The sequence below is a fragment of the Streptomyces sp. NPDC127098 genome (genome assembly GCF_042722465.1).
In the GTDB taxonomy this organism is placed as follows: domain Bacteria; phylum Actinomycetota; class Actinomycetes; order Streptomycetales; family Streptomycetaceae; genus Streptomyces; species Streptomyces millisiae.
Map to the genome: position 1 here is coordinate 60,051 of NZ_JBHXFJ010000025.1, position 12,581 is coordinate 72,631.

General features: G+C 71.2%; 5 protein-coding genes. 3 read left to right on the top strand and 2 right to left on the bottom strand.

Annotated features, from left to right (window positions below):
* Positions 1 to 103: 103 nt before the first annotated feature.
* Positions 104 to 9,094 carry a hypothetical protein gene (locus tag ACFWI8_RS17955; RefSeq protein WP_387092068.1) on the bottom strand — a complete coding sequence of 2,997 codons (8,991 nt, stop codon included), beginning with the start codon at positions 9,092 to 9,094 and terminating at the stop codon, positions 104 to 106.
* A gap of 205 nt (positions 9,095 to 9,299) precedes the next feature.
* Here ACFWI8_RS17955 and ACFWI8_RS17960 point away from each other — a divergent pair, with 205 nt between their 5' ends.
* The 3 genes from ACFWI8_RS17960 to ACFWI8_RS17970 all read left to right on the top strand — a co-directional run bounded on the left by ACFWI8_RS17960 (position 9,300) and on the right by ACFWI8_RS17970 (position 11,310).
* Positions 9,300 to 10,403 (top strand): hypothetical protein, encoded by a 1,104-nt coding sequence (locus ACFWI8_RS17960; protein WP_387092070.1) that lies wholly within the window; start codon positions 9,300 to 9,302, stop codon positions 10,401 to 10,403.
* A 92-nt stretch (positions 10,404 to 10,495) separates the two neighbouring features.
* Complete coding sequence (locus ACFWI8_RS17965; RefSeq protein ID WP_311600470.1) at positions 10,496 to 10,807, top strand: hypothetical protein; 312 nt, start codon at positions 10,496 to 10,498, stop codon at positions 10,805 to 10,807.
* A gap of 56 nt (positions 10,808 to 10,863) precedes the next feature.
* Positions 10,864 to 11,310, top strand: coding sequence for a hypothetical protein (locus ACFWI8_RS17970; protein WP_387092072.1), 447 nt, complete (start codon positions 10,864 to 10,866; stop codon positions 11,308 to 11,310).
* 294 nt (positions 11,311 to 11,604) lie between these two features.
* Here ACFWI8_RS17970 and ACFWI8_RS17975 read toward each other — a convergent pair whose 3' ends face one another.
* On the bottom strand, positions 11,605 to 12,558 hold the full coding sequence (locus tag ACFWI8_RS17975; protein WP_387092075.1) for an NmrA family NAD(P)-binding protein: 954 nt from the start codon (positions 12,556 to 12,558) through the stop codon (positions 11,605 to 11,607).
* Positions 12,559 to 12,581 lie beyond the last annotated feature (23 nt).

Genomic DNA, 12,581 nt, shown 5'->3' on the forward strand with positions numbered 1-12,581 from the left:
GTGCGCCGTGGTACGCGACGAAGGCTTCGGGCTGGTCGGGCCGCGTGGTGTCGCCCCCTGGGGGGCCTCGGAGGCTCACCACGCGGGTTGGCGCTCCTTCCGGTCACGAGGGGGTGAAGTCGAAGGGCTGTTCGTTGGAAGGGTCGGTCCCGGGCGGGACGATGCCGAGGGATTCGCGAATGGCCGGGCCCAGAGCGAACGCGGCCAGGTTCTTGTCGATCAGCTTGCCCAGGACCGGCATCACCAGGAAGTCGATCACACCGGCACGGTGGTAGAGGCGGGCGGCCGCGGTGTTCTGCATCATGCCGCGGACGGCGCCGACGCTGAACGTGCCGGCGAGGCCGCCCACGAGGCCGACGACGCCGTACATCAGCGCGTCGCCGCCGGAGAGCTTGTGCCGGTCGCCCTCGGAGTCCTTGACGCCGAAGATCGCCGCGCCGGCGGCCGCGCCGACGAAGCCGGACAGGCCGCCGACCCCGGCGTTGACGAAGAAGTCGTAGGTGCCGCCACGCCAGCGCAGTACCTTCTCGTTGCCGGCGAACTCGGAGGCCCAGTTGTCGTCGTTCTGGCGGAAGTGGTAGGCGTAGCCCTGGTCCGCGTTGCCGAAGCCGACCTTCCAGGCGGTGCGGTGGGCACCCCAGTTGTGGAGGCCGACCGAGAGGGACTTGAGGCTCGCGCCGATGGCGGCGCCGAAGGCGGCCTGTTGGACGTCGGTGATGGTGAACGGGGTGCCGGTGGCCGCCGAGACGATGCCGAAGACCGCGAGGTTGAGCAGGAAGTCCAGGGTGAACTCCTGCGTGAACGCGACAGCGGCCGAGCCCATGTTGTTGGCGAGGAACGGCGTGTAGAGGGACTCGGCACCCCGCACCGTGCCCGGCCGGTTGGTGACGGCCGGTCCCCAGCTCCAGCGCAGCGACTCGTTCCACTCGCGGGTGAAGCCGCGGAACTCGTTGGAGAAGTCGATGAAGTGCGTCTCGCGGCCCACGAGATGGGTGGTGCCGAAGGTGTCGCGCTGGAAGATGTTGCCCGGGATGGTGCGCTCGGTGACCACGGTGTGGCCGTTGCCGTCGCCGAAGACGTGCCGGCGCCACTGCTTCTGCCAGGTCTCCGTCTCCAGGAAGGAGCCGTCGGACAGCCGCTTCATCTCGCGCACCACGGCGCCGGCGTCGTGTTCCTTCCAGGCGCGGTAGGCGTCGGCGCCCCGCGCCGCGTCCAGGCCGTCCGGCTTCGCGACGTACTCGCGGACCCGGAACGGCTCGATGGTGAGGATGTCGCGCGCCGGGTTGCCGCTCCTCGCGAACGCCGGGATCTCCTGGATCCGCAGGGTGACGCCGCCCTCGTTCAGGTTGTCGACCCAGCGGGCGCCACGCTGCCAGTCGCCCAGCACGTTCCCCCGGGAGTCGAACCACTGGCGGACTCGTGCGTCCTGGTTCCCGAACCCCCGCACGCTGCCGTCGGCGTCGATCTTGTTCCAGCGCCAGGCCGGCGGCTGGCCCGGGGTGTGAGGCAGCTTGAACGCGTCCAGGGTGGTGCCGTCCGCCAGCAGCCGGTGCTCGCGGACCAGTTGGCCGTCCATGAAGTCCTGGAAGGAGTGGCGGTCCCAGCCCCGGTAGTGGATGTCGTTGGTCGCCGCGTACTTGCGGACGCCGCTTGACCCGTCGGCGCCGACCCACCGGCCGTTGCCGTCGCTCCAGACCCGGAAGGCGTTGGTGTCGAGACCGAAGGTGTCCTGGCGGGCGATCACCGCGCCGTGGTGGTCGAGGAGTATCCAGTCGTTGCCGGCGTTGCCCTGGTGGCCCGTGCGGCGGAAGTCGAGCGTGGTGCCGGCCGGGCTCTCAGTGGGGCGCGGCTTGTACTCGAGGATGGTGCCGTCCTTGAACCCGACCCGGGCGATGTTCCAGTCCCCGGCGTTGGCGGTCGGCGTGAACGGGTTGGCGTGGGTCGCGTCGGTGCGGAACCGGTCCACGAAGAGCACGTCGTTGCCGGTCTTGCCGCTGCGCGGCGGCAGCGTGACGCCGTTGAAGTCCGCCGTGTTGAAGCTGCGGTGGCCCTCCAGTTTGCCGGCGCCCTCGGACCACGCCTGGTAGCCGTTGGGCAGGGTCACGCCGTCCGGCAGCTTGACGTTGTCGCCCACGGTGAGCTCGTTGCCGCCTGTGAGCTTGCGCGTCTCGCCGACGAAGTCGCCGGTGTGGCTGATCCGGAACACGCCGTGGCCGTGCTGGCTGGTGAGCTGCACGCCGTGGTTGACGACGCCCGTGTTGTTGCTCTGCTCCCAGCGGGCGACCTGCATCCTGCTGTCCTTGGCCCAACCGGCCTGGTCCGTACCGAAGTCGGTGCCCCGGAACTCCGAGCTGAGCACCGAACGCCAGGCGTTCGGCGGCCGCTGCTCGGCGATCCGCTCGATGGTGAGGATGTCGCCGTTCTTCAGGGCCGCGGAGCCGCCGACCTCCTTGCCGGTGGGCGCGATGGCCTTCCACTCGGCGCTCCAGCTGCCGTTGGCGTTGATGTCGTGCGCGGTGTAGCGGCGGAGGTTGTCAAGACCCGCGATCCGGCCGACCTTCTGGTGCACCAGCTTGGTCTCGCCGGTGGTGGGGTCGGGCATCCGGTCGATCCACGCCCGGCCCGGGCTCCAGGTCCTGGTGCCGGAGGCGACCTGCTGGTAGTCGGCGTCGAACCGGTACCAGGTGCTGGTGCTGCCGGACCAGTAGTGCGCGTTCATGCCGCGCATGTCGGCGATGACGTGGCCGCCCTGCGGGTTCTCCCGGAAGTGGCGGACGGGGTTGCCGGCGTTGTCGTAGTCGACCCAGGCGCGGCCGCTGACGCTCCACTTGCGGCGGCCGAAGTCGCCCAGGTTGCCGTCGGCCCGGATCTCCGACCAGTGGTCCCGGCTGCCGGGGCCGTAGGGCACGCCGTTCCCGCCGCGCAGGCTGGGGGCGGCGACATGGCTGTCGAGCACGGCGCCGTCGGGCAGCACCCGGCGGTCGAAGACCGGGGCACCGGAGTGGGAGAGCAGCGAGACGTGGCCGCGCTCACCGCCCTTGACGTCGACCTTGCCGAAGTCGAACCACCCCGGGTTCTGCGGGGCGGTGGCGCCGGCGACGCCACTGTTCCTGGTCCAGGTGGGGGCGTCGGGGTTGGTCCGGTAGTCGATGAGGAAGTGCTGGTTGCCGACGGCCCGGCCCTGGTGGAAGACGTCGATCCGCTGCGCGGTGATCTTGCCGGTGGTGCTGTACTCCTGCCACTCGTTGGCCCGGGCGCCGTGGCCGTCGACGCGGTAGCCGCCGTTGCTCGGCAGGGTGTGAATGGTGCCGTGGGTGGTGATCGGCGTGAGCTCGCCGCCACGCAGCTGGAGGGCGTTGACGTTGGTGATGTCGAGGTAGCGGGAGTCGACGCCGTCCGACAGTTCGAGGACCCGCAGGTTGGTCGGGGCGCCGCCGTCCGCCGCGTGCAGCGTGACGTCGCGGACCTTGGTGGTGGCGTCGGGCGCGCTGACGGAGACGTCGAGGTGACCGTCCTGCCGGTAGAGCCGGAAGGCGCCGTCCTCGCCGTTGACGCGGAAGCCGGGGTTGGGGTTGGCCGCCGTCCGGGGCCGGGGCAGCACGGTCCGGTCGGGGACGACGGCGCGGTTGTTGTCGAGCAGTTCGTAGGCGCGGTGGTCGACGTGGTTCTCGAACTGGCGCATCCGCACGAACTGGTCGGTGCCGCCCGCGCCGATGCCGGGCAGCCGGGTGTCCTGGAACTGGAACGCGCCGTCGTTGCCGAACCGGGCGACGATGCCGTTGCCCGGGGTGCTGACCTGGAGATCCCCGCTCGGCAGCCGCGTGATGGTGACGTTGGGCGCGGGGGTGCCGTCCGCGTTCCGCAGTCCGACACCGGCCGGGTTGGTGGTGTCGACGAACGCGTAACGCGCCGGCTGTCCCGGCTGGTTGATGGTGAGGACGTCGTGGGTGACGTTGCCGTGGTTGTCGATGGCCAGGCCGCGGCCGTTGATGTCGAGGCGCAGGCCGGTGCTCGTGCCCACCTGGTCGAACTGCTCGACGACCGTGGCGGACGCCGTGGGGCGCTGGGCTCCCACCGGCGTGATCGTGGCGGTGGGGTTGCCCTGCCGGACCACCAGGTCGTGGCCGTTGACGGAGCCGGGACCGCCGTTGACCCGGAAGGTCTCCTCGATCAGTGAACCGTCGTACCGGTGGACCGTGTTGCCGTGCGGGTTGGGCAGGGTGACCATGCCGCCCCGGACGGTGCCGGCGGGGATCGCGCCGCCGTTGCCGGTGTGCAGGACGGGGGTCGCGCTGCCGGGCGGGACCGGCAGGTGGCCGAAGGCGTCGAGGCCGACGCCGTTGCGCCCGACGAACTGGGTGGCGGTGCCGACCAGGTCGCCGGCCTGGTTGACGATGGCGTGCGGCCCGGTCGGCACCGGGATGCGGAAGGTGCCGGTGGTGCCCTGCGCGACGCCCGGGGTGGTCCCGACGCGGGGCGGGGCGCCGTTGGGCACGGTGACGTCCTGACCGACGAGGGGTCCCCTGGTGTGGTGGACGACGTCCTGGATCAGGGTGCCGTTCGGGTGGTAGGTGCTGGTCACGTTGCCGGCGACCTGCTGGAAGTTGCCGCCCGGCTGGTGGGTGAGGCCGGTGGCCGCGGTGCCGTCCGCGCCGCGGAACGTCGGGGCGGCCCCGTCGCCCACCGGGGTGTGGACGAAAACGTTCCGCGTCGCGCCGCCGTGGCCGGTGAGCTCGACGACCCGGGACAGCTGGGTGCCGGTGGAGTCGACGGAGACGTGGACGCCCGCGCCGACCAGGCGGGTGCCGTGGCCCTGTTGGGGGACACGCGTGACACCGGCCAGCTGCTCCCCGTCGAGCCCGCGGATCGTGGCGCCGCTCGCGGCGTCGTTGATGGGCGCGAAGAGGTGGTAGTCGGCCGCGGTCCGGCCGGCGGGAACGGTCGTCGGCGGCGTCGGCAGGCTCAGCACGTGGTGCGTGGCGGTGCCGCTGCCGTCGACGACGAGCCGGTTCTGGTTGAGCGTGACGAGGTGGTGGCCGTTGATGTGGGTGCCGAGCCCGGTGACACCGCCCGGCACCACGGATCCGTCGGCGCGCACCAGGTCGGGTGCGCCGCCGGCCAGTTCGTCGAAGCGGAGCGAGGAGCCGGTGAAGCCCTGGACGCCGCCGAGGTCGACGTTCCGGTGCAGGCCGAGCGGCTGGGCGTCGTTGATCCGGACCGTCAGGTCGCGCGAGACGCCGCCGCCGAAGTCCCGGTGCACGCGCACCGTGCCCGCCGTGTCGCCCGCCGCGAAGGTGACCGGCACGTTGCCGGGCCCGGTGGCGCCGGTCACGGTCGGCCCGCCGGGGGCGAGATCGTCGATCACCAGGTTCACCTGGCCGAACCGGGCGTCCGCGAGGGACGCGGTGCGTTCGACCGTGACCAGGTGGACGCCGTCGCCGTCCACCCGGAAGCTCAGGTCGCGGGTCACGCCGCCGCCGAGGTTCTGCTGCGCCCGGAACAGGCCCCGCGGGTCGCCGGCGGCATGGGTGGCCTGGATCGGCGCGCCGTTGCCGGTGACGAGCTGGACCTGGCTGACGGCGCCGCTCTCGTCGAAGCTGGTCGCGAAGCGGACGCCGTTGACCTCTGCGGCCTCGAAGGTGACGCTGTGGGCACCCTGCGGCGCCAAGGGGCGGGGCGTGTGCGTGAACGTGGAGCCGGAGCCGCCCGAGCCGCTGGCGTCCTCGGCAGAACGGCCGGGGGGTGGCGGGGGCGCGAGCTCGGTGAGGTCGTCCAGGGCGCCCGTCGAGGACGTGCCGCCGAACCCGTGCGTCGTGAAGTGGGAGGAGGACGAGCCGACCGACGGGAGCGGGCCCGGCTGGGAGGTGCCGAGGTGGCTCGTGGATCCGCTCGCCGGCGGCGGCCCGAGCACCTGCGACGGCGAGTTGACCGTCCCCGGCCCGCCCGGCAGCGGCGTGCCCTGGGTGATGGGCGGGCTGACGTTCGCCACGGGCTGCGCGGTGTTGGTCGTGGTGGTGTTGCTCCCCGAGCCCAGGTTCTGCAGCGGGATGTCGTCCGCGCCGTTGAGCGCGCCCGAACCGTTCGAGGTGAAGGCCGTGTTGACCGTCACCGTCTGGAAGTAGGCCGGCGGCGGGGCGTTGTGGGTGATGCCCAGCTCCTCCAACGCCCGCCACATGGCCACGTCCGGATTGATGTCCCAGAGCTTGCCGCTGAACAGGTCGGAGATCGACCTGCCGCCGCCACCGCCGCCACCGACCGCCTTCTCCAGCGTCGGGGCGGGGGCCGGCGGGGTGACCGTGGTCTCGGGGCGCGCGGCGAGCGGCACGGGGACGGGCTGCGGGGCGGCGGTCACGCCCTCCGCGAGGTGGCTGTCGAGCGTCGGCGGCGTGTACCCGGTGCCGGTCGGCCGGGGGCCGTCCGTCGCCTCGGTGAAGCGGCTGACCCCCGCGTCGTTGGCGCCGTTGGCGGGCACGGCGGCGGAGAACTTGGCGTCGGCGGGCGTCGGGATGTCGGCCGCCCTGATGCCGCCCGGCACGTCGATGTCGCCGGCCCTGACGCCGTTCGAGAGCGACAGGTCGTTGCTGGCCGAGAGTCCGACGGGGCGCGCCTCGATGGAGCTGATCTTGATCGGGGCCACGCCGTTCATGTTCAGCGTGATGTCGCCGAGCGCGGCCGTCTCGGCGCCCGTCGCCCGCACCGTGGGCGGGGTGGCGACCACCGGCGGCGGGGTGACGGCGGCGGCCGGCGGGGCCACGGTGACGTCGAGCTGCGGTGACTGGGCGGCGGGCGTGACGGTCGGCGCGTCGTTGAGTGAGTGCTGGAGCCCCTCGCCGAGGTTGATGGAGAAGGAGTTGGTGTTGCCGAGGTTGACGTCCAGCTGGCTCGGGTTGGGCGCGGCGATGGAGACGCCGTCCGGCATCGCGTTGGCGACGGTGACGTTGTCGATCTGCGCGGCGGTCGGCGGGGCGATGCTGACGTTGTCCGCGAGCGCCGGCATCGAGGTGTTGAGCCCCTGCATGTTGGGCATCTCGACGGGCCCGAGGTCCAGCATCGGGCGGCTGGCCCCGGCGAGGTTGACGTCCGGCATGCTCAGCGACATGCCCTGGTCGGCGAAGTTCAGCCGGAGCGACGGCATCGAGGGCAGGTTGAGGTCGAGCGCGAGCCCGTCGCCGTCGAGTCGGGGTGCCGTCGCCGGCAGGTTGCCGAGGCCCTGGCCGACGTTGGCGTCGACGACCCCGGCGCCCGGGTTGAGGTTGGCCGTCGGGATGTGGATGGCGTTCGGCGACACCACGCTCATGTCCCCGAGCTGCGGCATGTTGGCGATCGAGATGGCGGGCATCCGGCCGTCGGCGGTGGCCGGCGTGATGGTGATGCCGTTCTGCCCGTAGGTGACCCTGATCGGGGTGAACGCGTCCATGTTGATGGTCAGCGTCAGGTCGCCCGTCCTGGTGCCGCCCGCGAAGCCCTCGGGGAGCAGCGGGACGGCGACGCCGACCGGCTGGCCGCCGGGGCCCGGCATGTGCACCACGACGGACGGCGGGGTCGCGCCGACCAGGCCGCCGGTGTTCATCGACGGCATGTCGAAGACGTTGCTGCCGAGGGCGGGGCCTGGCATCCCGGAGATGCCGATGTCCAGGCCACGGCCGGCGAAGTGCAGCGAGATCGGCGGCATCGAGGGCAGGTCGGGAAGGGCGAAGCCGCCGGCGCCGTTGGTGACGCCCTGGCCGAACCGGCCCGCGTCGGCGAGGTTGATCACGTGGGCGATGCCGGAGAAGGACTGGGTGCCGGCGAACCCGGCCGGCTGGTACCTGGCCAGCTTGGTGGCGTCGACGATCGGCAGCCCGTCGGCCCCGAAGCCCCTGATGGCGCGGATGTCGATGACGTTGTCGCCCTGGACGAACGCGCCCGTCCTGAACTGGTTGCCGAGGCCGCGGTTGACGAGCGAGATCCGGAACGCCCGGCCGAGGCCGGTCAGGGAGAAGGTGGCGCCCATCTCGGCGGCGTTGACCGGGGCGATGATCGCCAGCGGGCCGAAGCCCTTGAAGTGCGAGACGACGTAGCCGCCGAACCCGGTGGCGTTGCTGATCCGGTAGAGGGCCGTACTGCCGGTCCAACGGGTGATGTTGACGGCCGACTGGCCGAGCCCTGCCAGTCCGTTGGCACCCCAGCCCGCCTTCAGCGTGTCGAACGCGAACCCGGTGAAGTGGCCTGCGCCACGCAGCCCGTTGAAGCCCGAGACGGCCAACCAGGCGATGCCGCGGCCGAACTGCATCGGCACCCAGAGCATCCCCCGGCCCACCAGGTCCGTCAGGTAGATGAACTTGCCGAGGCTGTTCATGTTCTTCATCGGCGCGAAGGTGGTCTTCCCCCAGTTCTTGAAGGTCGAGCCGATCTTCGTGATGTTGATGCCCCGGGTGGTGGGCACCAGCACACCGATGATGGACAGCACCAGTTCGGTGATGCTGGCGTCGCCGTTGGCGAAGTCGATCGCGGTCTTGACGAGCAGCGCGGCGTTGATGGCGAGGGCGGCGAGCGCGACCGGGCCGCCGAGGATGATGGCCGGCAGGATCAGGGCGATCGCGAAGAAGGTCAGGAACTTCCAGAACTCGGCGCACTCGTCGACGGGCGAGGGGATGTCGTAGGCGGCGGCGTTCAGCGCCTCGCCGGCCGTCTGGGCGGCGCTCTCCAGTGCCTCGCGCGCTTCCTCGGCCTTGCTCTTCTGGGTCTCCCGGCCCTCCTCGTCGTCCTCGTCCAGGCCCTGCGCCGCGGTGAGCGCGGCGTCCGCGATGCCCTGCTGCTCGATCATGGCCGAGCGGTAGGTGACCAGCGCGTCCTGGACGGCCTGGTGGGCGTCGCGGAAGCCGTCGACGTAGTTGCGCAGCCGGTTGTCCATGAGGTCGCGCAGCGCGTCGGCCGTCTTGCCCTTGAACGACTCGCTGTGCTCGTTCATCAGGTTGGTGAGGCCGGTGTCGATCTCGTCGGCGATGGTGAGGAGTTCGGCCTGCGAGTCGATCAGCGCCTGGAGTTCGTCCGGGTCGCCGGGCGTCGGGTCCTCGCCCAGGTTGATCGCGCTCCAGTCCGGTGGGCGTGGCATGACCTGGGTCCCTCTCCTTCTCGCTGCCGCGGGCCGCGGGGGTGCCGGTGGCGTCCCTCGCAACCTCCACGCGCGAACGGCCTCCGGGGTTCACTCCCGCGATCGGCCGGAACCTTCCCTGAACCTTCCCCACGGCTGGTGCGTGGAGGGTGAGAAGGCGCTCCCCACGCGGGGAGTCGAGGAACTCCGGGCCAGGGAGGCGCGTATGCCCGACTTCTTGATGGACTACGAGGAGCTCTACGCCATGCAGCGCGGCATGCACTCGCTCGCCGACCAGGCGGGCGACGGCGGCGGCAGCGGCAAGTTCGCGGAGATGGGGAACCGCTCCGCCTCCGAGAACACCGCGGTCTTCGGCTCCAGCTATCTGGCCACCCAGTTCGGCGTGTTCTTCCGGATGTCGAAGAGCCGCACCGAGAAGGCCACCGAGAAGCTGCGGCAGTTCGGCGACACCTTCGAGGGGGTGGCGACGGCGCTGTTCCAGCAGGACTCGGAGATCGCCGCGGGCGCGGCGGCCGCGTCGGCCAGGTCCGAGTTCAACCGCTGGCTGGACGAGAAGGAACGGCACGACAACTGGGTCGAGGCCAACGAGACCTGGAACGAGTACCTGGAGAGCATCGGCGCCGCCGACTACTTCGACGAGCACCCGGACGCGGTGATGGGCGAGGTGTGCGCGGCGGACGACCGGCCGTCCTTCTGCGACCAGTGGGAGCAGGACCTCGACGACGGCAAGGCACCCCAGCAGCCGAGCCCCGAGGAACCGCCGGTCCCGGGCGAGAAGCCGCCCAGCATCATGGAGTTCACCAACGCGGACGGCTCCACGACCGAGGTCACGCTCGAGTACGACGACGAGACCTACGAGATCACGAGCGAGACCTCGGTCACCACCCTGCCGGACGGCGAGACGTTCACCCAGACCACCGAGTTCACCTACGACGACGACGGCAACGTCACGTCGGAGTCGGTGACCGTCAACCTGCCGGACGACTCGGAGACGAAGACCGTCACGGACTACACGTACGACGAGAACGGCGAGGTCGTCACGGAGACCGCGACGACCACGCACGACGACGAGGAGACGACGTCGGTCACCGAGTACGAGGGTGAGCGGACCCCCGGTCTGCGCTACGACGACCGCGACTACACCGTCACCACCGAGGGCCCGGACGGCACCAAGACCGTCGAGGACATCACCGTCAACGAGGACGGCTCGGGGACCCGCACCGTCACCGAAACCGACGAGGACGGGAACGAGACGACCACCACCTACACCCGTGAGGGCCCCGGGAACCGGTGGGTCGAGGACGACTGACGCCCTGGCGACCTCGCAGCGACCTCTCAGGCGACCTCTCAGCGACTTCTCAACACCGAGCATCCGAACCAGCGACCGAGGGAGACCCGGCCATGCCCAACATCAGCATCACCTACCAGGACGTGGACAGCGCCGCCACGGCCATGCGCACCAGCAACGAGACGGTCATCCAGCCGGCCGCCGACGCGGCCAAGGCGGCGGTCGACGACGCGCTGGCGAACCACCTGATCATGCCGAACACCGGCGGCGTGCTCACCCAGAAGTACACCGAGTTCCACACCCAGTTGACCGAGCTGATCGCCAACATCAGCAACTTCGCCGACCAGTTCGTGGCGATCAAGGACGGCATGATCGACCTCGACGAGCAGATGGCGAACAACCTCAACAACCCGCCGGCGCAGTAACGGACCGCCGCGCCCCACCCCACCCCCATCTCCATCCCCGAACGAAGGAGGCGACCATGGCGGACCTCTCCGCCGACTACGCGGGCATCCTCGACACCACGACGAAGCTCAGCACCCAGTGCGGCATCATCATCCCCGAGATCTACAGCCTGATGGCCGAGGTCAGCACGCTGCTGGACAACGGTCTCTACCTGGAGCAGGCCAGCCCGGCCCTGAAGACCGCGTACGAGGAGTTCAGCAGGTCGCTGCAGTCGGCGGCCGGCAACCTCCAGATATTCGCGAACATCTTCACCGGCATCAAGGAGAGCCTGCAGAACAACGACGCGGAGCTCTTCGCCTCCACGCTCTCCAGCCTGGACGGCGAGGGCGGCTACGAGGTCACGGCCGAGGACTTCACCACCACTCCCCCGGACCCGCCGGCGTGGAACGACGCCAACAACATCGGCGGCACGCCGGTCACCTGGAACGAGGACCGCACGCAGCTCACCGGTCACGGCGGCTGACGACCACCGCCGATGTGACGGCGGCCGGGCCCTACGCCGGGCTCGGCCGCCGCGTGTCGAGCTCCGCATGGGCGGGCGGGGCGCGGCATCGGCTGGACGCCGCCGTGATCAGGGCGCCGAACCGCCCCGGATGTCGGCTGCTTCGTGCTCGTCGTCGACGTGCACATGGCCGTAGGTGTTGAGCCTCTCGCCGACGTGGCAGGCCGCGCCGGGTGACCATCGCCCGCACGCCGAGCCCGGCCGCGGCGCGCACCGTGTCCTCGGCGGCCTCTTGGCGAACGTCGCCCGAACCGCTCAGCTTGAGGCGCTGTCCCCCGAGTCCGACTGCTGAGCGGCGCGCAGGTGTTCCCGCGCCCACTCCTCGAGGGTGGTGAGCGGGATGCCGAGCTCCCGCGCGAACTCGGGGCGGGCCGGCTGGCCGGCCGCGTTCAGCCACGCGCCCGAGGCGCCCATCCCCGGCATGCCGGCGGCGACGGCCTCCGCCTCACTCATGTCCGGCGCGGACAACTCCCTCTCCAGCACCCGGGAGAGCACCTCGGCGACCTCCGTCATCGACAGGTAGTCGCTCGCCAGCTCCAACTCGACCCCGTGGAACCGCTCCGGCGCTGTGAGGGCCGCGGCGGCCGCCGCGCCGATGTCCCGGGCCGCCACCAGCGACAGCCGGGTGTCCGGCTTCAGCAGGGTCACGATGCCGCCCTCGATCCCGCGCGGGAAGAGGTAGGCCATGGACGGCAGGAAGTTCTCCATGAAGAAGGCCGGCTTGATGATCGTCCAGTGCGGGAAGCCGGCCTCACGCACCCGGTCCTGGATCGCGCTCTTGGCGCCGAGGGACGGGGCCATGAAGTCCCAACGTCCTTCCGCCCAGCCGGGCACGGTGGTGTGCTGACCGGCGCCCGAGACGGAGGTGTGCACGAACTGCGGCACGCCGGCGGCCTTCGCGCCCTCGACCAGGTTGACGCCCTGGACCACCTCCCCATCGAAGTCGAAGCCGTCGCCGACGAACGCCGGCATCTGCACCGAGAACACGGCGCGAGCACCCTCGGCGGCCCGGACCACGGAACCGCGGTCGCGCAGGTCGCCGGTGACCAGTTCGGCGCCGAGCGCCTCGACGGCCCTGGCCCGGTCGGCGGCCGGGTCCCGGACCAGGGCGCGGACCGGAACGCCGGCCGCGAGCAGGGCCCGGGCGGTGGCACCGCCCTGCCGGCCGGTGGCTCCGGTGACGAGTACGGGTGCGGGATCAGTGGACATGGCTACTCCTCGAATAAATGGCG